The sequence below is a fragment of the Streptomyces sp. NBC_01261 genome, assembly GCF_036226385.1.
Taxonomy (GTDB): domain Bacteria; phylum Actinomycetota; class Actinomycetes; order Streptomycetales; family Streptomycetaceae; genus Streptomyces.
Map to the genome: position 1 here is coordinate 2,931,232 of NZ_CP108463.1, position 22,541 is coordinate 2,953,772.

Consider the following 22,541-nt stretch of genomic DNA (forward strand, 5'->3'; position numbering starts at 1 on the left):
GACAGCCCGCCCGAAGGGAAGGGGGGCACGGGTCGGGCTACTTGCAGACCGCGCCGTTGAGTGTGAAGCCGTACGGGGCCGAGTTCTTGCTGTTGTCCCACGTCCCAAGGAAGCCGAAGGTGAAGCTGCCGTCCGCGGCGACGTTCTTGTTGTAGTCGGCGGCGGTGGCGGTGACCCGGGAGCCGTCCTGGGCGACGCTCGCGTCCCACATCTGGGTGACCTGCTGGCCGTCGCGGTAGGACCAGGCGACACGCCAGGTGTCGAGGGCCTTGGTGGTGGTGACGGTGACGGAGGCCTGGAAGCCGTCGGGCCACTGGTTGACGAGGTCGTACGTGACGTCGCAGCTCGCCGGCGCGTTCGTACCCGCACCCGACCCTGATCCGGAACCTGAACCCGAGCCCGAACTCCTCGTCGGGTCCGGTGAGTTGCCCGCCGTGGCCGAGGCGGTGCCCTGGGGTTCCGTGTCGGGGTTCTTGTCCCCGGAGTCGGTCGCCGTGCCGCTCGCCGCGGGCCGGGTGGACGACCTGGCCGTGCCCGACGGGTGGGCGCCGACGGACGACAGGGTGGGGGCGGGATCTCCCACCGGCTGGCTGTCGGCGTCGTCGCTGGCCGCGTTGTCGTGCCCGGAGCCGCCCATCGGCATCATCGAGACCCCGAGCGCCACCAGCGACAGCAGGACGGCCGCGGCGAGCAGACTGTTGCGTACGAGGCGCGCCTTGCTCGCGCCCTCCTTCGGCTCCCCGGCCTCCAGTTCGGCCACGGGGCGCCCCGCGCCCAGCCGTACCTCGGCGGCCCGGCGGCGGCGCTCCAGATAGGCGAGCCCGCCCCAGCCGATCACCCCGCCCGCGAGGGCCGCGGGCAGTCCGCCGCCCGCCAGTCGGAGGCAGGCAGCGGCTTCCGCGCACTGCACGCAGGTGGCGAGGTGCCGGGAGAGGTCCTCGGGGGTGTCGGCGGCCGGTGAACGGGTCACCGCGTCCAGCAGCCGGGCGTAGCTGCGGCACTCCGCGTCCATCGGTGTGTCGAGGTGGTTGCGGTGGCAGCGGTCCCTGAACAGGCCCCGCACCTGGGCGAGTTCACTGGAGACGGCCGCCGGGTCGAGGCTGAGCCGACGGGCCACGACGGGCAGCGGCAGCGCCTCCACCTCGGCCAGCCACAGCAGCGCCGCGTCCGACTCCTGCAGGTCCCGCAGACCGCGCAACGCGATCGGGCGCTGCAACGGCATGCCGTGATAGCGGGCCGCCTTCTCCGAGTTGAGCCACAGCCGCAGGTCCGGGTCGAGCCGGTGCCCCCGCCCGGCGAGTTCCCAGGTGGCCGCCGTGGTCCGTACGGCGGTCAGCAGCAGCGGTATCACCGGGAGCACCCGGCGGGCCGGGCCGCGCATCGGACCGGACCCGGCGGAGCGGGCCTCCTGGATGCCGAGCGCGAAGGCCTCGCCGGCCAGTTCGGTGGCCGAGGCGGCTCCGGACGTGCACAGGTCGGCGTAGGACAGCACGGCGTCCCAGCTCTCGGTGAACAGCGCTGCCTCAGCGGCGTCCTGAGGAGTCGGCAGGTCGGGCATGGGTCTCCTGCATCCACGAATGACGGCCAACTAGCTCTGACAGTAAGCAAGTTGGAGGGGGGCTGCCTCGTGACAGGGCCAGAGCCTTTCACGCATCCCACACAACTGACAAGCCAGGTATTCAATTACGGTGACTGACAGTCGCCTCTGTGCAGTTGTACGTGTCCGAGCCTCTCCCGGCTCACCAGTCGCAGGAGTTGGCCACACCGTTACCTTACAAAGGCGCGGGCTCCTCGGCGTGCTCGGCGGGGAGACTGTCCATGAAGGAGCTGACGGAGAAGACCGCGCGGCCGGGACCCGGTTCGCCGTATCCGGGCGGGGACTTGAGGCCGAAGTCCTCCATCGTCGCGCGGTAGGCCTCCAGCAGCCGGATGTGGTACTCCAGCGGAGCGCCCTGCGGATTGGCCTTGCCCAGCGGGGTGGTGGGCTCCGGGCACCAGGTGGTGAAGCGGGGCGTGATGCCCTGCGACATGAAGAAGCGCAGGCCCTCGGTCGTCGACGCGATCGCCTCGTCGACGGTCTTGAAGCCGAACGGCTCCGCCATCTCCACGCCCGCGACGAAGTTGGGGATCACGTTGCGCGCGCCGAAGATCTCCGCGGAGTCGAGAATCCGCTTGTGCCACTCGGCGCGGCCGACATAGCGCTCCTTGCCGGGGCAGTGCAGCTTGAACAGATACTCGTCCCACACCTCGTAGTTGGGGTGGTAGATCTGCACGCCGTAGTCCTTGAACCGCTGCACGTCGTCCTTCGGCAGCGCCTGCGCGACGACCTTGCCGATCCAACGGCCCGGGAAGCGCTCCTCGATGGCCTTGGCGTAGTGGCCGTAGAAGTCGGCCTCGTCGCGCCCGGCGACGGTCTTGGTGATCGCGCCGCCGGTGAGGGTGTAGGCGGTGGACACCTTCGCGGTGTCGTACCGGTCGATGATCTCCAGCGCTTCGAGGACCTCTTCCACGTCCTTGACGCCCGTGTACGGCCGCCCGGCGGCCTTGTGCTGGCGCCAGTTGTGGTTGATGTCGCAGTACTGGCACTCCTCCTTGGCGCCGAAGTACTGGCAGACGCGGAAGACGGTCAGGTAGATCAGGTAGCCCCACTGGATGGTCGGGGCCACCTCCATGACGGACTTCCCGTTGGCGAGCTTGTGCCGGTAGTACTCCGGCATCGGCGGCACACCGACGTCCGCGATCCGCTTGCCGTCGAGGTACAGCCCGAGGACACCGTCCTCGTCGGAGGCCACGCGGTACGGCGAGGTCGGGTTCACCCGCACGGAGACGACGGTCCGTCGCAGGTCGTACGGGCCACCCGTGAGGATGATCTCCTCCGGCGGGCGGCGGAGCGCGGCCTCGCCCAGCTCGGGCAGGGTCCCGTGGTCGAAGGAGAAGATGAAGTACGACTTCGGCTTCACCTCACCGCCCTCGTTGTCGCTGAGCGCGGACGGGTCGAAGGCGACTCCCCCGCGCAGCAGGTCCTCCTTGAAGACGGCCTCCCGCGGCACGTGCGGAAAGCGCTCCATCAGATCCTCGACCAGCGCGGTGCGGCTGCCCATCCCGTATCTCCTCCCGGCTCAGGCGCCCTGCTCAGGCGTACGACTCCTCACGGTATGCCTCCGGCGGTCGGGCGGGGGGAGCGGGGGGTCGGTGTGGTGCGGTTCGGGTGTGTTTGGCCGAGGGGACGGGGCGGGGGTGGGGGGTCGGGTTGGCTGCGGGGTGCGGGTGCGTTGGGGCTGGGCGCGCAGTTCCCCGCGCCCCTGAGGGGGTGGGGGTGGGCGGGGTTGGGGGTGCCGGGCCGGGCTGGCGATACGTCCCTGGCGGCACCGCCCCGCGGCGGCACAGGAGCTTCACAGGCGCGGAACACCACTGGCACAGGCAGAGGTCCTTGCCGGGTCAGCCCTGCTTGGTTCCCTCACGGATCGCGATGTGGTCCGGTACCGGGATGCCCGGGGGCAGCGCGGGGTCCGGTACGGGTGTGCCCCAGGTCGAGGTCAGTGGGAGCGTTCCCGCCCATACGGGCAGTTCCGCGTCCGGGCCGTCGCCGTCGTCGGGGGCGCCGGTACGGATCTTGACCGACGCCTCTTCCAAGGAGAGGGCGAGGAGGGTGGCGGCCGCGAGTTCCTTGCGGTTCGGCTGCCTGGCGTACGACCACTGCCCTGGCGTCGCGTGTTCGGTGAGGCGGCGCAGGCCGGCCAGCTTCTCCTCCGGGTCGGTGACCTTGCGGGGCACCCCGTGGATCATCGCGCTGCGGTAGTTCACCCCGTGCTCGAACACCGACCGGGCCAGCACCAGCCCGTCGACAAGCGTGACGGTGACGCACACGGGGTCTCCGCCCGCGAGACTACGACTCGCGACGGACCCGTGGACGTACAGCTCCCGCCCGTACCTCCCGTACACCGTGGGGACTACTACCGGCCGCCCCTCGATCACGACCCCCAGGTGGCAGACGAAACCGGCGTCGAGGATCGCCTCCAGGTCGGCACGGTCGAGGCTGCCCTGTTCGGCGAGGCGGCGGTGCCGGGTGAGGTCGGTGACGGGGAGCGGGTCGGGAGCGGGGCCGGGAGAGGTCATATCGCCGGAGGCTACCGATATCGCAGCAATATGGCTACACATTCACCCATCAGGTCCGTCTCATCACCACATATCAACGAAATCCGTATCAGCCGTCCAGAGGTGAGAAGGTCGGGGAAAACGCGTACACCCGGAGGGACGGCAGGGATGACGGAGACGGTCACCAACTGGGCCGGCAACATCACCTACGCGGCGAAGGAACTCCACCGCCCGCGCACACTCGACGCGCTCAGGACCCTCGTGGCCGAGAGCGCGCGGGTGAGGGTGCTGGGCAGCGGCCACTCCTTCAACGAGATCGCCGAGCCGGGCCCCGACGGGACCCTGCTGTCGATCGCCGCCCTGCCGCCCGAGTTCGACGTGGACACGACGGCCCGTACGGTACGGGTCTCGGGCGGTGTCCGGTACGCGGAACTGGCCCGCCGGGTGGACGGACACGGGCTCGCGCTGCCCAACATGGCGTCCCTGCCGCACATCTCGGTGGCCGGTTCGGTGGCGACCGGCACGCACGGCTCGGGCGTCCGCAACGGCTCGCTCGCGTCGGCCGTCCGCGAGGTCGAGATCGTCACGGCGGACGGTTCCACGGTCACGATCGCGCGCGGCGACGACCGCTTCGACGGTGCCGTGACCTCCCTCGGCGCGCTCGGTGTCGTCACCTCGCTCACCCTCGACCTGGAACCGGCCTTCGAGGTCGAGCAGTACGTCTTCACCGAACTGCCGCTCGCCGGGCTGGACTTCGAGACGGTGGCGGCGTCGGCGTACAGCGTGAGTCTGTTCACCGACTGGCGGGAGCCGCGCTTCGGACAGGTGTGGCTGAAGCGGCGCACCGACCAGCCGGCCCCCGACTTCCCGTGGGCCGCGCCCGCGACCGAGGCGCTGCACCCGGTGCCGGGGATGCCCGCGGTGAACACCACCGAGCAGCTCGGGGTGGCCGGGCCGTGGCACGAGCGACTGCCGCATTTCCGCGCGGAGTTCACGCCGAGCAGCGGGGCGGAGCTGCAGTCGGAGTACCTGTTGCCGCGGTCGGCCGCACTCGACGCGCTGTACGCGGTCGACGGCATCCGGGAGACGGTCGCCGGTGTCCTGCAGATCTGCGAGGTGCGGACGATCGCCGCCGACGCGCAGTGGCTGAGCCCCTCGTACGGGCGGGACACGGTCGCCCTGCACTTCACCTGGATCGAGGACACGGAGGCGGTCCTGCCCGTGGTGCGACGGCTGGAGGAGGCACTGGACGCCTTCGACGCACGGCCGCACTGGGGCAAGGTGTTCACCGCTCCGGCGGAGGTGCTGCGCGGGCGCTATCCGCGGCTCGGCGACTTCGCGGCGCTGGCGCGGGACCTCGACCCGGAGGGCAGGTTCGCCAACTCCTTCGTCCGGGACGTGCTGGGCGACTGACCGCGCGGCCGACCGGGTGGCCGCCCCCCGCGACCGCCCGGTGGCCGACTTTGTATGGCCCCTTTCCTAACCCCTTGTCGAACGTCGCCCGCTGCCCATAGCCTTGCGCCGCGCCGGTGCCGTCGTGCCTCGGCATGACGCAAGGGGGAAGGGATGGCGACCGCTCCGGCACTGTGCCTTCCCGGGGGACAACCCCCGGACCCCCGGCAGGAAAAGCACTCGTACACCCGGTGCTTGCCGGCGAGGGGAGCTCAATGAAGCGGCGTGGCACGTCACGAGACATCCGTACCGCGAACCGCTACGAGGTGCTGCGCCAGATCATCGCCGAATCGCCCACCTCCCGGCAGGAGTTGGCCGCCGCGACCGGGCTGAGCCTGGCGACGGTGGCCACGCTCGTCGGTGAGCTGCTCGACCTCCGGATGATCACCGAGGTCGGTTTCGAGGACTCGGCGGGGGGCCGCCCGCGCGGTCTCGTGGCGGTCAACGCGTCGGGGGGCGCGCTGATCGGCGTCGACATCGCGGAGACGTACGTCCACGTCGAACTCTTCGACCTGGCACTGAACGTGCTGGCCCGTGCCGACGAGGACATGCGTCCCGGCGAGAGTCTGCCGGAGCAGGTGGTCAGCCATGTGGCCGCCGCCGTCGGCTCGGTGGTCGCGCAGGCCGGCATCGAGGGCGCGCGCGTGCTGGGCGTCGGGGTGAGCGTGCCGGGGCAGGTGGACCGCGACACCGGCATCTCGGAGTACGCGCCCAACTGGGACTGGCACGACGTGCCGTTGCTCGACCTGCTGTCCGAAGTGATCGCCTATCCCCTGTACTTGGACAATCCGCTGCGCGCCTGCGCGGTCGCGGAGATGTGGTTCGGGGCGGCGCGCGGGCGCGGGGACGCGGTGGTGGTCAACCTCGGGACCGGCGTCGGCGCGGGGCTCGCGCTCGGCGGGGCGCTGTACCGGGGGGTGAGCAACAGCGCAGGCGAGTGGGGCCACACGACGCTCGTGCTGGACGGGCGGCTGTGCCGCTGCGGCAACCACGGCTGCGTGGAGGCGTACGTCGGCGCGCCCGGAATCATGCTGAACCTGAGGGAGTTGAGCCCGCGCAGCCCGCTGCTGCACTCCGAGGACCAGACGGCCACCATCGACGCCCTGGCCCACGGCGTGGACGCGAACGATCCCGTGGCTCTCAAGGTCGTACGGGAGACGGCCCGTTACATCGGTGCGGGCATCGCCAACCTGGTCAACATCCTCAATCCCGAAGTCGTCGTGCTCAGCAGCTGGGTGGCCCGCAGGCTGGGTGAGCCCCTGCTGCACGAGGTGCGCGAGGCCGTCCAACGGCACGCGCTCAGGCGGCCGTTCGCCGCCACCCGGATCGTCCTCTCCCCCATCCTCACCGACCCGGCGTGCCTGGGCGCGGCAACGTTCGCGCTGGAAGGGGCACTTCAGTCGGTCGGGCAGAGGGCAGGTAAACGCACCGCCCCCACAAGGAGCCGTACCGCACCACCTTCATGACGACGGAAGGGATGCACGTGACTCACCCCCACCCCAGGAGAACGATCCTCGTGACAGCGGCAGCCGCGCTGGCTGTCACCGGGGCCCTGCTCTCCGCGCCGCCCGCGAACGCCGACGGCGTCGCACCGGCCGAAGTCTCCCCCCACGCGGCCCAGACCATCGACAACATCGGCGCGTCCGGCGCCTGGTGGGTCAACGACCTGCGGAACTTCACGCCCGCGGTCCAGGCGCGAGTGGCCCAACTCCTGTTCTCCTCCAAGGGGTTGGACCTCTCCTCGTACCGCTACAACATCGGCGGTGGCGGTACGGCGGTCACCACCCCGGCCCGCGCCGCCCAGGATTTCCTGAACGCCGACGGGACGTACGACTGGAGCAAGGACAAGGGCGGTCGGACGTTCCTCGGGTACGCCGCGAAGTACGGCGTGCGGGACCTGATCGGCTTCGTCAACAGCGCGCCCGCGCAGTGGACGACCAACGGGCAGAGCTGCGGCGGCCAGTTGAAGCCGGAGAACGAGAGCGACTACGCGAAGTACATCGCCGACGTGACCGCGCACTTCGCCAGACAGGGCGCGAAGTTCGACTACATCAGCCCCTTCAACGAGCCCGACAACGACTTCGGCGACTGCGGCCAGGAGGGCATGCAGGTCACCGTCGACCAACGCGACGACATCGTAAGGGCGTTGGGCGCCGAGCAGCAGGCCCGGCACCAGAGGACGAGCATCATCGCCGACGAGTCGAGCAGCACGGTCAGCTTCGCCACGGAGGTCCCGCAGTGGATCTCGCAGCCGGACACCGCGCAGTACGTGTCGAAGCTGGCGCACCACACGTACAACAACCCGAACGACGGCCAGTTGGGCAACGTCTACGAGACGGCGAAGACGGTCGGCAAGCCCTCCTGGGCCACCGAGATCTGCTGCTTCGGCAAGGGCGGCACGGGCTGGAACCAGGAGTACGACCCGACGATCGACAACGCCCTGCTCATGTCCCGGATCATCTACAAGGACTTCGCGACCTCGCACGACTCGGCGTTCCAGTGGTGGGTGGCGCTCGCCAGCGGCTACGGCACGGACCCGGCCGCTCGCAACGACGTCGGCTGGAACGACGGTCTGATCTACTACGACCCCGACTACGCGACGAACGGCAACCAGACCCTGTACTTCACCAAGCGGTACTACGCGCTGGGCCAGTACAGCAAGTTCGTGAGCCCGGGCTCGGTCGCGCACAACGTGACGGGTGCGCCGAGCGGTGTCGAGGTCAGCTCGTACGACCGGGACGGCAAGTGGGTCGTCGTGGTCAACAACCAGAACACGACCGACACTTCGCTGAACCTGCACTTCAACAGCAAGGTTCCGGTGCGGGCGACGCAGGCGGTCCGCACCTCGGCCACGGAGAACTGGGCGAAGGTCGCGAAGCCGGACGTGAGCGGCTCCACGGTGTCCACGACTCTCGCGGCCCGCTCGATCACGACGTACGTCTTCGACCAGAAGGCCCGGAAGGGCGGCAACGGCGTTCAGGGACACGGGAGTTCGACTGCCGTCACCGGCGCCCTCCAGGGCAAGCAGTCAGGCAAGTGCCTGACTGCGGACACCTCGGGAGCCTCACTCGGCACCTGCACGGGCGGGGCCGGGCAGGCGTGGTCGTACGACGCGAAGGGCGGCCTGAAAACCGCCAACGGGTATCTGACGGTGCGGAGTTCGGGGCTGACGACCGCCGCGGACTTCACGGGTGATCCCGGCCAGCGATGGCTGCTGAACGGCAACGGACAGATCCTCAGCGAGGCGTCCGGCAAGTGCCTGGACGTGAGCGGGCAGGCGACCGCGGACGGCAGCAGGGTGATCCTCTACAGCTGCAACGGCGGGTCCAACGAGGCCTGGTCAAAGGTGTAATGACCACCTGAGTACGGGGTGCGGGTCGCCTTCGCGGCGGCCCGCGCCTTCGTCACGTCCGGTATCCCGAACGCTACACAACGCTTCGAACAGACTTCGTCCAACCCCTTGCCGAAGGCTTAGGCGAAGGTTAACGTCCCGCTCCGCACCTCGATTTGAGCCACCGGCCGCCACTCAGCCGTGGAGCCGTGGAGCCGCAGCCGCGCGAGAGACAAGGACGTCACCATGTCGGCAATGAGCAACAGCAACTGGTCCCGCCGATCGATATTCCGGGCGGCAGCGGGAATGGCCGCGGCCGGCACGCTGGCCGCGTGCGGGGGGAACAACGGGCGGGGCGGAGGGTCCGGTTCGGGCACGAACCTCGTCCAGTACTTCCACGCCTACGGCGAGGCCGGGACCGAGCAGGCCATCAAGCGGTATGCCAAGGCGTACTCCAAGGCCGACGTCACCACGAACTGGATCACCGGCAGCAACTTCGAGGCCAAGCTCTTCTCGTCCCTGCTCACCAAGCAGGCACCCGACGTCTTCGAGTTCCACCCGCAGCTGCAGCTGGTCAAGAGCGGGCAGGTGGCCGACCTGAGCGACATCATCGATCCGGTCAAGGACGACTTCAACCCGGCCGACATCAAGTCGCACACCGTGGACGGCAAGGTCTACGGGATCCGGATGATCGACGACCCGCAGTTCTTCTACTACCGCAAGTCGATGCTGGAGAAGGCCAAGGTCGAAGTCCCCACCACGATGGACGAGTTGCTGGAGGCCGCCGCCAAGCTCACCACGAGCAAGGTCAAGGGCGCCTACCTCGGCAATGACTTCACCGCGGTCCAGAACCCGATCATCTGGTCGGCCGGCGCCGACACGCTCGACGCCAACAACCAGATCGCCTACCACACGGACGGGGTCGTCCAAGGCCTCAAGCAGCTCCGCCAGTTGTTCACCAGCGGCCACGTGCTGCTCGACGCCCCGACCGACTTCTGGGACCCGTCCTCGCTCAACCAGGGACTGTGCGCCATCCAGTGGGGCGGCATGTGGTCCATGCCGGCGATGCAGAAGGCGCTCGGCGACGACCTGGGCGTCTTCCCGTTCCCCAGCATCGGCAGCGCGGGCAAGCAGTCGGTGTACAACGGCGGTTGGTCGATGTTCGTCAACGCCAAGAGCGAGAACCTCGAAGCGGCCAAGGCCTACGTCAAGTGGCTGTGGATCGATCAGAAGAAGTACCAGGAAGACTGGGCGCTGTCCTACGGCTTCCACATCCCGCCGCGCTCCTCGATCGCCGCCGAGGCCACCAAGCTCAAGTCCGGCCTCCCCGCCGAGGGCGTCAAGCTCTTCACCGACTACGGCCACTTCGACAACATCGGTTTCGACCAGACCATGCTCACCGCGTTCGGCGACGTGATCGCCAACTCCGTGCGCAAGAACGGCAATCCGGAAGCCGCGCTCGACGCCTGCGACAAAAAGGTCGATGTCGAGCTCAAGAAGCTGTTCGGATAGGCCGGCGGACGGAACCCGAGATGTCGACCACCACCACACGCGGGGTCGCTCAGCCCGCCACGGCCAAGGCCTCCCAGGCCCGGCCGCGGCGGGGGCTGCGGGGCAACGCCACCCTGAACTTCTGGCTCTTCACCGGCCCGTTCCTCATCGGCCTGGTGATCTTCGTCTTCGTCCCCATCGGATGGAGCATCTGGCTCAGCTTCTTCGACGCCCGCTACACCGTCACACCGAGCCATTTCATCGGCTTCGACAACTACAAGCAGATCCTGACCAACAGCAACTTCCCTGAATCGCTGCTGACGTTCACGGTGTTCGCCGTGTTCATCGTGCCGACCACATGGGCGCTGTCGCTGGGGCTGGCCCTGCTGGTGAACCAACTCCGGTTCATGCGGGCGTTCTTCCGGTCGGTGTTCTTCCTGCCGACCGCCGTCTCGTACGTCGCCGCCGCGCTGATCTGGAAGATGTCCATCTTCAGCGGCGTCCGCTTCGGCCTGATGAACACCGTCCTCGGCTGGTTCGGTGTCGACAACATCGCCTATCTGGCGAACCCCAGCCCGCCCTGGTATTGGCTGGTCATCGTGAGCCTGCGCCTGTGGATCCAGGCCGGCTTCTACATGATCCTGTTCCTCGCGGCGCTCCAGAACATCCCGGCCGAGCTGTACGAGGCCGCCGCCATCGACGGCGCCAAGCGAGGCTGGCAGACCTTCCGGTACATCACGCTGCCCCAACTCCGCGCCACCTCGACCGCGGTGATCCTTCTCCTGCTCGTCGCCGCCTACCAGGCGTTCGACGAGTTCTTCAACATCATCGGAACCAAGGCGACTTGGGCTCAGACCCCGCTCATGGAGCTCTACAAGACGGCCCTCGGCACCAGCCAGGACTACGGCGCCGGCAGCGCGGGCGCGGTCATCCTGTCCCTGCTGATCTGCATCGTCACCCTCGCCCAGGGCAAGATCATGGGCTTCGGAAGGGGGGAGGAGGCCAAGTGACCACCACCGCACCGCAGTTGGGCAAGAACCGCAAGAAGCGCGGCAGCATCCTCGGCAATACCGGCCTGTATCTCGCCGTCGGCGTCGCCGCCCTGCTCTTCCTGCTCCCCTTCTACCTGATCGTCCGCAACGCCCTCTCCACCGACCCGGAGATCACCGGCGAGAACTGGAAGCTGCTCCCCTCCTTCCAGTGGGGCAACGTCTCCGAGCTGTTCGACGACCCCACCGTCCAGTTCGGCCGCTCCCTGTGGAACTCCATGGTCGTCGCCGTTCTGATGACCGTAGGCACGCTCCTGGTCTGCTCGTTGGCCGGCTACGGCCTGGCCCGCATCCCGTACAAGCACTCCAACAAGGTCTTCTACGCCGTCCTGGCGACCCTGATGGTCCCCACAGCCGTGACCTTCGTGCCGAGTTTCGTGCTCGTCTCGTCGCTCGGCTGGGTCGACACCTACCGGGGTCTCATCATCCCGGGCCTCTTCAGTGGTTTCACCTGCTTCCTCTTCCGGCAGTACTTCCTGGGGTTCCCCAAGGAGTTGGAGGAGGCGGCGCGCGTGGACGGGCTCGGCTACTGGGGCGCGTACTGGCGGATCGTCGTGCCCAACTCGCTGAACTTCTTCGCGGCGATCGCCACGATCACGTTCATCAGCGGCTGGAACGCGTTCCTCTGGCCACTGGTCATCGGCCAGGACCCGGACTCCTGGACCGTCCAGATCGCCCTGTCGTCGTTCATGACGAACCAGACCGTCAACTTCCATCTCATCTTCATGGCCACCGCAGTTTCCATCCTGCCCCTGGTGTTCGTGTTCCTCTTCCTCCAGCGCTGGCTGGTCCAGGGCATCGCGCAGACCGGCATCAAGGGCTGACACCCGCATCTCACGACCTGGAGACCGATGACTTCCAGCACCGCCGCCGACTACATCGAGGACGTCTCCCCGGGCAGCGGAGCCCTCCCACCCCGCGCCCGGTACGCGTCCTCGGACGCGAAGTCACTGTCGCTGAACGGCAGTTGGCGCCTGCGTGTGTCGGCGACGGCCGACGCCGAGGACGACTCGTTCGCCGGGGAGGGCTACGACGCCGGGGGCTGGGCCGAGGTCGCGGTCCCCGGCCACTGGGTCCTGCAGGGGCACGGCTCCCCCATCTACACCAACCACCTCTACCCCTTCCCGGTCGACCCGCCCCGCGTCCCGACCGAGAACCCGACCGGCGACCACCTCCGCACCTTCGACCTGCCGTCCGAGTGGCCCTCGGACGGCGGGGCCGTGCTGCGTTTCGACGGCGTGGAGTCCTGCGCCCGCGTCTGGCTGAACGGCACGGACATCGGCGAGTTCAAGGGGTCGAGGCTGCCGCACGAGTTCGCCGTCGGGCACCTGTTGAAGCCCTCCGGCAACGTACTCGCCGTCCGCGTCCACCAGTGGTCCGCGGGCTCGTACCTGGAGGACCAGGACCAGTGGTGGCTGCCCGGCATCTTCCGTGACGTCACCCTGCTGCACCGCCCGCCGGGCAGCGCCCTCGACTTCTTCGTGCACGCCTCCTACGACCACGTCACGGGCGACGGCACTCTGCGCGTCGACTCCGACGTCGACGGACGGGTGACCGTGCCCGCTCTGGACATCGATGTCGCGACGGGCGAATCGGTCACCGTGCCCGTGCGCGCGTGGTCGGCCGAACTCCCTTGTCTGTACGACGGGTTGCTCACCACCGAAGGCGAACGCATCCCCCTCCGCATCGGCTTCCGGACCGTCGAACTCTCCGACGGGCTCATCAAGGTCAACGGCAGGGCGGTCCTCTTCAAGGGCGTCAACCGCCACGAATGGCACCCGGAGAAGGGCCGCGCCCTCGACCTGGAGACCATGCGCGAGGACGTGCTGCTGATGAAGCGGCACAACATCAACGCCGTCCGCACCTCGCACTATCCACCGCACCCCGACTTCCTGGACCTGTGCGACGAGTACGGCCTCTGGGTCATCGACGAGTGCGACCTCGAAACCCACGGTTTCACCGAACAGGCCTGGCGCGACAACCCCGTTGACGACGACCGCTGGACCCCGGCGCTGCTCGACCGCGCGGCCCGCATGGTGGAGCGCGACAAGAACCACCCGTCCATCGTCATCTGGTCCCTGGGCAACGAAGCCGGTACCGGTCGCGGCCTCACCGCCATGTCCGAGTGGATCCACGCCCGCGACTCGTCCCGCCTCGTGCACTACGAGGGCGACATCAACTGCCGTGACACGGACGTCTATTCACGGATGTACGCCGACCACGCCGAGGTCGAGCGCATCGGCCGGGGCCTGGACGGCGGAACCCACAGGCGCCGTCAACTGCCCTTCATCCTCTGCGAGTACGCCCACGCCATGGGCAACGGCCCCGGCGGACTCGCCGACTACCAGCGCCTCTTCGAGTCGTACGACCGGCTCCAGGGCGCTTTCGTCTGGGAGTGGATCGACCACGGCATCAAGGACGAGCGCTTCGGCTTCGCGTACGGCGGTGACTTCGGCGAGGAGCTGCACGACGGCAACTTCGTCTGCGACGGCCTGATCTTCCCGGACCGCACGCCCTCCCCCGGCCTGATCGAGTACAAGAAGGTGATCGAGCCGGTCCGGATCACGGGCGACGGCGCGGACGGCACCGTACGGATCACCAACGCGTACGACTTCGCCGACCTGTCCGCCCTGACCTTCGCCTGGTCGTACCAAGTGGACGGCGAGACAGTCGAGTCGGGCACCCTCACCGTGCCCTCGCTCGCCCCCGGCGAGTCGGCCGACGTCAAGCTGCCCGAACCGCCCACGGGGTCCGACGGCGCCGAATCCCAGTGGACGGTACGGGCGTCGCTCGCGGCCGGCACCGCATGGGGTCCCGCCGGACATGTCATCGGCTGGGGTCAGTTCCCGGTCGCGGCCCGCCCGTTGCCGTCCGTCTCCGCCGTCGCCGGGCCGGTGCTCGACGATCGGCGCATCACCCTGGGCCCTGCCACCTTCGACGCCCGCACAGGTGAGTTGAGGACGATCGGCGCGGTCGACGTCACCGGTCTCCGCCTCGACATATGGCGGGCGCCCACCGACAACGACGACGGCGCGTCCTGGCAGACCGACATCCGATTCGGCCCGCTCTGGCGGAAGTTCGGGCTGCATCGCATGCGCCACCGGCTGGACGGTGTGGAGTTGAGCGAGGACGCGCTGACCGTACGCACCCGGGTGGCGCCCGCCGCCTGGGAGATCGGACTCGCCACGGTGTACCGCTGGACCTCGGACGGTTCGCGGCTACGGCTGACGGTGTCCGTGGGACCCGAGGGCAACTGGACGTTCCCGCTGCCGAGGTTGGGCATCCGCTTCGGCATCGACGCGAGCGCGGACCGGGTGCGGTGGTTCGGCGGCGGTCCCGGCGAGGGATACCCCGACACCAAGTCGGCCTCCGTACTCGCCCGTTGGGAGTCCACGGTCGACGGCCTCCAGACCCCCTACCTCCGCCCGCAGGAGAACGGCGCCCGCCCGGACGTCCGTTGGGCCGAACTGGGCGGGCTGCGCATCGACGGCGACCCGGATTTCTGGTTCACCGGCCGCCGCTGGACCACGGAACAACTGGACGCGGCCACCCACCGCACCGACCTGACGCCTGGCGAGACGGTCTGGGTGAACCTCGACCACGGCCAGCACGGCATCGGCTCACAGTCCTGCGGCCCGGGCCCGCTCCCGGAGTACTTCCTGAACGCCCGGCCCACCGAGTTCTCCTTCGTGTTCTCGGAAACCGTGAACACGAGATCCCCGGAGACCAGTTGACTGACATCGTCACGGAATCGTCTGCGGCCGGCCGGCTCTTCACCCGGTCGGCCGCGGTCGCGTCCTGCGTCGGCTTCATCCTCATCGGCATGCTCCAGGCCCTCTACGGCCCCGCGATCCCGGGCCTGCGGCACGAGTTCGGCCTGTCCCCCTCGGCCGCCGCCCTCGGTCTGAGCCTGCACTTCGCGGGCGGCGTCGCCGGTGTCCTCGCCTTCAACGCGATCCACTCCCGGATCAGCAACAGGGCACTGCTGGCGTGGGGTTACGGCCTGATGGCGGCGGGCGCGGCCGGATTCGCCCTCGCACCCAACTGGCCCCTCGCGCTCGCCGCCGCCTTCCTCGCCGGCCTCGGCTTCGGCGGCATCGACTACGGCCTCAACCAGCTCTTCGCCGTGGGCTTCGGCGGCCGGTCCACCGCCATGCTGAACGTGCTCAACGCGCACTTCGGCATCGGGGCGGTGCTCGGCCCGGCGATCGTGGCGTGGCTCGGTCCGGACGGCTACCCGTACGCGTTCGGCGGGTGCGCGGTGCTGGCGGCGGTGCTGGTGTTCGGCGGCTCAAGTGGCGTACGTACACGTGTATCTGACGCTCCACCAGCAACGACGGGAAGCCGGGGTCTCGGCCTGTCCCGGGTCCTCGTCGGGTTCCTGGTCCTCTACATCCTCAACGTGGCCGTGGAGGCGGGCGTCGGCGGCTGGGAGCCAACCCATCTGGAGACGGTCGGCTACACCGCGACCGTGGCCGCGTCCGCGACCTCGGTGTACTGGCTGATGATGACGGCGGGCCGCTTCCTCGTCGTACCGATCGCGATGCGCCACGCCCCCGAGCGGATCCTCGCGGTGTGCGCGGCGGGGATGACGGTGTGTCTGCTGTTGACGCTGGTTAAAGGAGTGGCACCGGTGGCGTATGCCGGTGTTGGCTTGTTCATCGCTCCGGTCTTTCCGACGGGCCTTGCCTGGCTCAACTCGGCGCTCCCCCAGGCCAGGCGCGCGGGGGCGTGGGTGATCGCGGCCTCGAACGTCGGCGGAGTGGCGGCTCCGCCGCTGCTCGGCGTCGGGATCGAGGCCTCCGGGATCCACGCGGTGCCTTGGCTGTTGACCGTGTTGTCGGGCGCGTCGCTGCTGGCGACGCTCCGGCTGATCCGACTCACGAGGAGGTCCGCGTCATGAACGCACTGTTCCGGCTCACCCGAAGGCTGATCCAGTGAGCGCGAGCAGCATCGAGGTGCGCGGTCTCTCCCGCACCTTCCACACGACCGTCCGGCGGGCGGGTCTCGTCGGCGGTCTGCGCTCCCTCGTCAACCCGGAGCGCGTGCCCAAGCACGCCGTCTCCGACGTCACCTTCGACGTCGCCCCGGGTGAACTCCTCGCCCTGCTCGGGCCGAACGGCGCCGGCAAGTCCACCACCATCAAGATCCTCACCGGTATTCTGAGGCCCACCTCCGGCGAGGCACGGGTCGCGGGCGTGGTGCCGTACGAGGAGCGGGAGCGCAACGCCCGTAACATCGGGGCGGTGTTCGGGCAGCGGACGCAGTTGTGGTGGGACCTGCCGGTGCGCGAGTCGTTCGCGATCCTGCGGGACATCTACGAGGTGCCGAAGGCGCAACACGCGGCGCGGCTGCGGGAGTTCGACGACATCCTCGAACTGTCCGCCTTCTGGGACACCCGGGTCCGCCATCTCTCGCTGGGCCAGCGGGTGCGCTGCGACCTGGCCGCCGCGCTGCTGCACGACCCGCCGGTCGTCTTCCTCGACGAGCCGACCATCGGCATGGACGTGGTCGTGAAGGAGCAGGTGCGGGAGTTCCTGCGGCACCAGGTGGAGGAGCGCGGCCGTACGGTCCTGCTGACCACGCACGACATGACCGAGGTTGCCCGGCTCGCCGAGCGGGTCGTCCTCATCAACCACGGCCGGCTGGTGCTGGACGGCACCCTCGACGAGATCCGCCGCAGGTTCGGCTCGACCTGGCAGATCCGCGCGACGCTCGCCGACGCGCACGCCGAGGTCGTGGCGCTGCCGGGCATCGCACTCGTACGGCGGGACGGCCCGCAGGTGGTGTTCGGTCCGGACGGAGCCGAGGGGCCGACCGTCCACCAGGCGCTGAAGCAGGTCATCGAGCGGTACGAGGTGACCGAAGTCGCGATGGACGAGGCCGAGTTGGAGGACGTGATGCGGGCCGCCTACGTCCAGGCCGGGCCGCCGGCCGAGGAGGCCTGACATGGCGGCCCCGCACGCCTGGCGCGCCGCCCGCGTCACCCCGCTCGGCGAACTGCTCGCCCCGCCCCGCATCACGGCCGCCCTGCTCCGCCTCACCGTACAGGTGGTCCTGGTGGCGTCCCTGTGGCGCGGCCTGTACTCCCACACCGGCACCACCGCCGGACTCACCCGCGACCAGGCGGTGACGTACGCCGTGCTGGCCGTACTCGCCTCCCGGCTACGGGAGTTGGACCAGTACGCGGGCCGGGACACGGTCCTTCAGCACATGCACTTCGGCACCATCATCTACTGGTATCTGCGCCCGCTGCCGCCCCAGCGCTACTACGCGCTGCGGGCGTTCGGTGAGCAGATGTACGGGCTGGCCTGGGCACTGACGGGCTACGTCGTGTGCCTCGCGGCCGGGGTCGTGGACCCTCCCAAGTCACCTGCCGCGGCAGGGGTGTTCGCGCTGAGCATGCTGCTCGGCCAGCTGGTCCTCTACTACGTCATGCTCGTCATCGACCAACTCTGCTTCTGGACACTCCGCAACGGCGCCGCGATGTTGATCCTGATCTTCGCGCAGAACCTGCTGTCCGGGGTGTACGCGCCGCTGTGGTTCTTCCCGGACTGGTTCATCACGATGAGCCGCTTCCTGCCGTTCCAGGCGACGCTCAGCGTGCCGCTCTCGATCTACGTGGGCCGGGTCCCGTTGTCCGACGCGGGGGCCCAACTCGCCCTGCAGGCCGCCTGGGTGGTGGCCCTGTCCCTGTTCACCCGGTTCCTGTGGCGGCGCGCCGCCCGACGAGTCGTGGCCCAAGGAGGTTGATGCGTGTGAATGCCGTCCGGATCGTGTGGCGCATCACGCGCCTCAACTTCCGTGCCCAGCTGGAATATCGCACCGAGTTCCTGCTGATGATCGCGATCGGCGCGATCTGGCAGGTGTCGGTGATCGTGTTCGCGACGGTGCTGCTCACCCGGTTCGCCGGGATGGGCGGCTGGGACAGCTCGGACGTGCTGCTGATCCCGGCGACGCGGATGATGGCGCACGGCCTGATGGTGCTGTTCCTGGGCCGTATGCACGGCATCGGCAGGTACATCCAGGAGGGCCGTATCGACATCTACTTGGTGCGCCCGATGCCGGTCCACCGCCAGGCCCAGCTGGAGTACTTCCCCACCAACGCGATCGGCGACCTGACGGTGGCGACCGGCCTGATGATCGGCGCGCTCGGCCGCAGCCACCTGGACTGGACGGCGGGCCGCACCGCGTATCTGATCGCCGCGCTCATCGGCGGCATGCTCCTGGAGGCGGCCCTCTTCACGGCCGTGGCCGGCGCCTCCCTCCGCTTCCCGTCCGCGGACTACTGGAGCCGCTGGCTGGAGGACCTCCTCGGCACCTTCGGCAGCTACCCGCTCAACGTCCTGCCCCGGGCGGTCGGCGGCTTCCTCACCTACGCCCTTCCGCTCGCGTTCGTCGCCTACCTCCCGGCCGCCGTACTGACCGGGCACGGCCACGACACCGGCGTCCCGTACTGGCTGGCGGCGGCCTCACCGCTCGTGGGCGTGCTGGCGTATCTCGGGGCTCGGTTGCTGTGGCGATGGAGTCTGAACCACTACACGGGCGTCAACGGGTGAGCGCGCCAGGGGAGTTGTGACCCAGGTCTCAGAGAGGCCGTGCAGCAGATCCGCCCGTTTCCCCGTCGAGGAGGGGTGACAGGAAGGGAGGAGCGTGTGGATCTGGCAGCCAAGTGGGCAACGGGCGCGGGGCGCAACGGAGTCGGTTCGACGGAGGGTGACTTCCATGGATTCGTCGCCGCCCGGTCGGCCGCGCTGTTCCGGGGCGCGCTGGTCCTGACGGGCAGCCGCGACGCGGCGGAGGACCTGGTCCAGGAGACCCTGGAGCGGGCCTGCCGCAAGTGGCGCACGATCAGCGCCAAGGACGCCCCGGACGCGTACGTACGGCGGATCATGGTCAACCTCGCCAACGACCGCTGGCGACGGTTCCGCCGTACGGCTCAGCACCCGGTGGACGGCGACCCGGTCGCGCCGGGCGACGAGTACGGACGGATCGACAGCCGGGACCAGTTGGTGCGTGCTCTGCAGCAACTGCCCATGCGGATGCGGACGGTGGTGGTGCTGCGGTACTTCCACGATCTGTCCGACGCCGAGATAGCGGCCGACCTGAAGATCTCGCAGAGCACCGTCCGCTCCCAACTCGCTCGTGGAATCGACCGGTTGAGAAGCCAGTTTCCCGCACTCTCCACCCCTTCATCGCAGCAGCTCACGGAAGGAACGCGATGAGTTCGCACGACCCGCGGTCCTCCGGCTGCACACCTTTCGAAGAGGAACTGATCAACGCCATGAACGACTTCGCGCACTCCACCGACTCGCCGGCCTTCGACACGACCGGCATGGTCCACCGCACCCGCCGCAGGCGCGCCACCCTCATCGCCGGTGTCGCCACGGCCCTGATCGTGGCGGGCGGCGGCACGGCCCTGGCGTCCATCAGCGGCAGTGGCTCACAGACGGCGGCGGGGACCACCGCCTCGACCGTCGACCACAAGAAGGCCACCTTCCTGTTGGGCGGCATCTCGAAGACGCCCATCCCGGTCGACCTCACGGGCCAGGACCTGGCCACGGCCAAGCAGCAGTTCCTCAAGGCACAGCTCAAGATGGGCACGATCGTCAAGACGCGGAGCCCCGGCTGCAAGCCGGCCTCGGTCGTCGAACTCACTCCCCACAGCCCGAAGATCGTATTCAAGGGCGACACGGTCGACGTGAAGCTCTGCGCGGGCTGACCGACCCCGTCACCGGATGAGCACCCGGTCCTGAGCGTGCGCGCGCGAGCCGCCCAGGACCGGCCGAACCGCTGACGACCGGTACGGCGACGCCCTTGGCGATCGGCCTCACTTCAGATCATCACCGGCGAAGGCCGCAATGTCACCAAGGGCGTCTTCAGCCACGCCACCCAGTGCGGGGTCGTCCAGCAACTCTTCAAGCCGCCGGACGACGTCGGCACTTACAGCTCCGTGGATTCTCCCCACGTGCCCCATGCAGGTCACGGCCAGAACTCTGATCTGCGGATCGGCGGCAGGGGACAGGCAGTCGAAGAGGACGGCCTCGACCCGCTCGCGGTCCGGATCGTCGAATGTCATCGCCAGCAACGCTCTGGGGGACACCCCGACCTCCGGACTCCCCAGCTCGGACATCAGAGCCGCCCGCCACCTCTCCAGCTCCCGTTCTTCTCGATCCATCACGGAGACTCAATCACTCCTGCCTCGATTCCACCGGCGCATGCCGCAACTCCCGTATCCCCGGTATCGGCGAAGCCAGCAACCACAGCGCCGACATCGCGCCCCCGACGGCCGCGACCGTAAGGGTCGCTCTCAGGCCCACCAGTGTGGCCAACTCGCCCCCGATCAGGGCCCCCAGCGGACGTACCCCGTAGTTGACCGTGCTGTACGCGCCCGCCACGCGGCTGCGGAGGCCGTCGGGGACCACCGATGTCTGGAGGGAGTTGAGGTTGACGTCGAAGAGCATGACACCGAAGGCAGAGAGGAACTCGGCCGCGCCGAGGAACCCAAGGCGGGTCCAGGCAGGGCCGGTTGCCGCCGCGATCAGGGCGAAGGGGGCCGGGAACAGCACGGCCCCTACGACGATGCTGCGGCCGATGCCGATGCGGCGGGCGATCGCGGGGGACGCCACCGCGCCGAGGAGACCGCCCGTCGCGCCCACGCCGAACGCCAACCCGATCGCGCCGGGCGACAGTTGGAGGACCCGGTCGGCGAACAGCACGAGCAGGCCCGTGCCCGACAGGAACGTGAAGAAGTTGACGGTCGTGGCGCAGAGGAGGCCCGCGCGCATGACGGGCTCGTGGATCACGAAGGTCAGGCCCTCTCGGGCACGTCTTGGCAGCGAGGGGCCAGTCGAAGTCGTAGGAACTGGAACGGGAACTGGTTCGTCAACTCCCGTACGTCCTATCAGGATTGCCGATGCCACGAACGACAGCGCGTCCGCGATCACCGCGACCGGTGCCGTCAGGGCCTGGACCAGGCCGCCGCCGACCGCGGGTCCCGCGATGAAGGACACCGATCTGCTCGCGCTGAGCTTGCTGTTCGCCTCGACGTACGACTCCGGCGGTACGAGGTGGGCGAAGAAGGACGAGTACGCCGTGTTGAACACGACCGCCGCCGTGCCGGTCAGCACGGCCACCGTGTACAGCTGCCCGAGGGTCACCGTGTCGAGGGCGTAGGCGATCGGGAGCGACAGCAGTACGGCGGCCCGGATCACGTCGGCGAGCCGCATGAGCCGGCGTTTGGCGGGGCGATGGTCCACCCAGGCGCCCAGGAACAGGCCCAGGAGGTTCGGCGTCCAGACCAGCGCGGTCAGCAGGGCCACCTGGTTCGCGGAGGCGTGCAGTGCGCCAACCGCCAGGAGGGGTAAGGCCAGTTCGGAGATCCGGTCACCGAACTGGGAGACGGACTGGCCGCACCAGAACCGTACGAAGCGGCGGTCACGCCACAGCGATCCCCCGTTCATTCCGGCAGGTCCGTCGTCTGCTCGCCGTCCTCGCTCCCGGGACCTGGCGATTCCGGCAACGCGTACATCAGCAGGCGGACACCCCGGCCGTCCGCCGGTCGCCGGTCCGGTGCGCGGACGACGTACGGCGCGATCAGTTCCTCGAACGCGTCCTGCAGCGCGGCCAGTTCGTCCGCCGTCACCACGATCCGCGTGTTGTTCGCCCGGGCGATCCTGGTCCACTCCGGTTCCAGTTCGGGCGCCGTGTCCAGCAGCCAGCGCAGGGGCAGTTCGGCGTTGCGCGCGAACATCTCGCCGGTCAGCACCCGAGCCGCCGACCGACCCTCCTCGTCCGCCGGATCCTCCGGCATCTCGAACCGGAAGCCTCGCGCCACCGCCGCCCATCGCCGCTCCCGCCGGTCCGTCCCGCCCTCCGCGTCGCGGACCAGGCCGAAGCCGGCGAGATGGCGCAGATGCCAGCTGGTGACGGACGGGGTGGCGCCCACGTGCGGGGAGAGGCGGGAGGCGGTGGCGGGGCCGTGGCGCTGGAGGCGTTCGAGAATCGCGAGCCGCACAGGGTGTGCCAGCGCGCGCATGGCCTTCGGGTCGGATATCTCTAGGTCGCCGTAACGGTTGCCGGAATCCATGGTCTGAGAGTGTTCTCTCGGAAAACCTGAGAGT

General features: G+C 69.1%; 19 protein-coding genes. 13 read left to right on the plus strand and 6 right to left on the minus strand.

Features of this window, described 5'->3' with window-relative positions; translation table 11 throughout:
• Nucleotides 1-37: 37 nt before the first annotated feature.
• The 3 genes from OG226_RS12750 to OG226_RS12760 all read right to left on the minus strand — a co-directional run bounded on the left by OG226_RS12750 (nt 38) and on the right by OG226_RS12760 (nt 4,116).
• Complete coding sequence (locus OG226_RS12750; RefSeq protein ID WP_329349023.1) at nt 38-1,558, minus strand: cellulose-binding domain-containing protein; 1,521 nt, start codon at nt 1,556-1,558, stop codon at nt 38-40.
• A 214-nt stretch (nt 1,559-1,772) separates the two neighbouring features.
• Nucleotides 1,773-3,101, minus strand: coding sequence for a radical SAM protein (locus OG226_RS12755; RefSeq protein ID WP_329349024.1), 1,329 nt, complete (start codon nt 3,099-3,101; stop codon nt 1,773-1,775).
• 337 nt (nt 3,102-3,438) lie between these two features.
• Nucleotides 3,439-4,116: a pyridoxamine 5'-phosphate oxidase family protein gene (locus OG226_RS12760; RefSeq protein ID WP_329349025.1), complete on the minus strand. Its 678-nt coding sequence runs from the start codon at nt 4,114-4,116 to the stop codon at nt 3,439-3,441.
• 147 nt (nt 4,117-4,263) lie between these two features.
• On the opposite strand from OG226_RS12760, the gene OG226_RS12765 reads away from it, so the two are divergent.
• The 13 genes from OG226_RS12765 (at nt 4,264) to OG226_RS12825 (ending at nt 20,140) form a co-directional block, all read left to right on the plus strand.
• The gene (locus tag OG226_RS12765; protein WP_328677181.1) at nt 4,264-5,508 is read left to right on the plus strand and encodes an FAD-binding protein; all 1,245 of its coding nucleotides are present in this window, start codon (nt 4,264-4,266) and stop codon (nt 5,506-5,508) included.
• Nucleotides 5,509-5,762: 254 nt separating this feature from the next.
• Complete coding sequence (locus OG226_RS12770) at nt 5,763-7,013, plus strand: ROK family transcriptional regulator (protein ID WP_329349026.1); 1,251 nt, start codon at nt 5,763-5,765, stop codon at nt 7,011-7,013.
• An 11-nt stretch (nt 7,014-7,024) separates the two neighbouring features.
• Nucleotides 7,025-8,899 (plus strand): glycoside hydrolase, encoded by a 1,875-nt coding sequence (locus tag OG226_RS12775; protein WP_329349027.1) that lies wholly within the window; start codon nt 7,025-7,027, stop codon nt 8,897-8,899.
• A 225-nt stretch (nt 8,900-9,124) separates the two neighbouring features.
• Nucleotides 9,125-10,390: an ABC transporter substrate-binding protein gene (locus tag OG226_RS12780; RefSeq protein ID WP_328677186.1), complete on the plus strand. Its 1,266-nt coding sequence runs from the start codon at nt 9,125-9,127 to the stop codon at nt 10,388-10,390.
• A 20-nt stretch (nt 10,391-10,410) separates the two neighbouring features.
• Nucleotides 10,411-11,379, plus strand: a complete 969-nt coding sequence (locus OG226_RS12785) for a carbohydrate ABC transporter permease (protein WP_328677187.1) — start codon at nt 10,411-10,413, stop codon at nt 11,377-11,379.
• Nucleotides 11,376-12,242, plus strand: a complete 867-nt coding sequence (locus tag OG226_RS12790) for a carbohydrate ABC transporter permease (protein WP_328677188.1) — start codon at nt 11,376-11,378, stop codon at nt 12,240-12,242. Before OG226_RS12785 ends, OG226_RS12790 begins: the two co-directional genes overlap by 4 nt.
• Nucleotides 12,243-12,269: 27 nt before the next feature.
• On the plus strand, nt 12,270-15,152 hold the full coding sequence (locus tag OG226_RS12795; RefSeq protein ID WP_329349028.1) for a glycoside hydrolase family 2 TIM barrel-domain containing protein: 2,883 nt from the start codon (nt 12,270-12,272) through the stop codon (nt 15,150-15,152).
• Between the two features lie 89 nt (nt 15,153-15,241).
• Nucleotides 15,242-16,321 (plus strand): MFS transporter, encoded by a 1,080-nt coding sequence (locus tag OG226_RS12800; protein WP_443066992.1) that lies wholly within the window; start codon nt 15,242-15,244, stop codon nt 16,319-16,321.
• Between the two features lie 34 nt (nt 16,322-16,355).
• Nucleotides 16,356-17,366 carry an ABC transporter ATP-binding protein gene (locus OG226_RS12805; protein ID WP_329349030.1) on the plus strand — a complete coding sequence of 337 codons (1,011 nt, stop codon included), beginning with the start codon at nt 16,356-16,358 and terminating at the stop codon, nt 17,364-17,366.
• A 1-nt stretch (nt 17,367) separates the two neighbouring features.
• On the plus strand, nt 17,368-18,171 hold the full coding sequence (locus OG226_RS12810) for an ABC transporter permease (protein ID WP_329349031.1): 804 nt from the start codon (nt 17,368-17,370) through the stop codon (nt 18,169-18,171).
• Nucleotides 18,171-18,977 (plus strand): ABC transporter permease, encoded by an 807-nt coding sequence (locus OG226_RS12815; protein WP_328677193.1) that lies wholly within the window; start codon nt 18,171-18,173, stop codon nt 18,975-18,977. The genes OG226_RS12810 and OG226_RS12815 overlap by 1 nt, the downstream gene beginning before the upstream one ends.
• Before the next feature lie 96 nt (nt 18,978-19,073).
• Nucleotides 19,074-19,643, plus strand: a complete 570-nt coding sequence (locus tag OG226_RS12820; protein ID WP_328677194.1) for a SigE family RNA polymerase sigma factor — start codon at nt 19,074-19,076, stop codon at nt 19,641-19,643.
• Nucleotides 19,640-20,140, plus strand: coding sequence for a hypothetical protein (locus OG226_RS12825; RefSeq protein WP_329349032.1), 501 nt, complete (start codon nt 19,640-19,642; stop codon nt 20,138-20,140). Before OG226_RS12820 ends, OG226_RS12825 begins: the two co-directional genes overlap by 4 nt.
• Nucleotides 20,141-20,248: 108 nt before the next feature.
• Here OG226_RS12825 and OG226_RS12830 read toward each other — a convergent pair whose 3' ends face one another.
• The 3 genes from OG226_RS12830 to OG226_RS12840 are packed head-to-tail and all read right to left on the minus strand — an operon-like array spanning nt 20,249 to nt 22,507.
• A complete protein-coding gene (locus OG226_RS12830) occupies nt 20,249-20,596 on the minus strand; it encodes a hypothetical protein (RefSeq protein WP_328677196.1) in 348 nt (115 codons plus the stop codon).
• 13 nt (nt 20,597-20,609) lie between these two features.
• Nucleotides 20,610-21,881 (minus strand): MFS transporter, encoded by a 1,272-nt coding sequence (locus OG226_RS12835; RefSeq protein ID WP_329349033.1) that lies wholly within the window; start codon nt 21,879-21,881, stop codon nt 20,610-20,612.
• Nucleotides 21,878-22,507 (minus strand): ArsR/SmtB family transcription factor, encoded by a 630-nt coding sequence (locus tag OG226_RS12840; protein WP_329349034.1) that lies wholly within the window; start codon nt 22,505-22,507, stop codon nt 21,878-21,880. The genes OG226_RS12835 and OG226_RS12840 overlap by 4 nt, the downstream gene beginning before the upstream one ends.
• Between the last annotated feature and the right edge of the window lie 34 nt (nt 22,508-22,541).

Coding starts and splice junctions, on each gene's coding strand:
- OG226_RS12750 (WP_329349023.1), bottom strand. CDS start 1,558: ATGCCCGACCTGCCGACTCCTCAGGACGCCGCTGAGGCAGCGCTGTTC.
- OG226_RS12755 (WP_329349024.1), bottom strand. CDS start 3,101: ATGGGCAGCCGCACCGCGCTGGTCGAGGATCTGATGGAGCGCTTTCCG.
- OG226_RS12760 (WP_329349025.1), bottom strand. CDS start 4,116: ATGACCTCTCCCGGCCCCGCTCCCGACCCGCTCCCCGTCACCGACCTC.
- OG226_RS12765 (WP_328677181.1), top strand. CDS start 4,264: ATGACGGAGACGGTCACCAACTGGGCCGGCAACATCACCTACGCGGCG.
- OG226_RS12770 (WP_329349026.1), top strand. CDS start 5,763: ATGAAGCGGCGTGGCACGTCACGAGACATCCGTACCGCGAACCGCTAC.
- OG226_RS12775 (WP_329349027.1), top strand. CDS start 7,025: ATGCACGTGACTCACCCCCACCCCAGGAGAACGATCCTCGTGACAGCG.
- OG226_RS12780 (WP_328677186.1), top strand. CDS start 9,125: ATGTCGGCAATGAGCAACAGCAACTGGTCCCGCCGATCGATATTCCGG.
- OG226_RS12785 (WP_328677187.1), top strand. CDS start 10,411: ATGTCGACCACCACCACACGCGGGGTCGCTCAGCCCGCCACGGCCAAG.
- OG226_RS12795 (WP_329349028.1), top strand. CDS start 12,270: ATGACTTCCAGCACCGCCGCCGACTACATCGAGGACGTCTCCCCGGGC.
- OG226_RS12800 (WP_443066992.1), top strand. CDS start 15,242: ATGCTCCAGGCCCTCTACGGCCCCGCGATCCCGGGCCTGCGGCACGAG.
- OG226_RS12810 (WP_329349031.1), top strand. CDS start 17,368: ATGGCGGCCCCGCACGCCTGGCGCGCCGCCCGCGTCACCCCGCTCGGC.
- OG226_RS12815 (WP_328677193.1), top strand. CDS start 18,171: ATGCGTGTGAATGCCGTCCGGATCGTGTGGCGCATCACGCGCCTCAAC.
- OG226_RS12825 (WP_329349032.1), top strand. CDS start 19,640: ATGAGTTCGCACGACCCGCGGTCCTCCGGCTGCACACCTTTCGAAGAG.
- OG226_RS12830 (WP_328677196.1), bottom strand. CDS start 20,596: ATGGATCGAGAAGAACGGGAGCTGGAGAGGTGGCGGGCGGCTCTGATG.
- OG226_RS12835 (WP_329349033.1), bottom strand. CDS start 21,881: ATGAACGGGGGATCGCTGTGGCGTGACCGCCGCTTCGTACGGTTCTGG.
- OG226_RS12840 (WP_329349034.1), bottom strand. CDS start 22,507: ATGGATTCCGGCAACCGTTACGGCGACCTAGAGATATCCGACCCGAAG.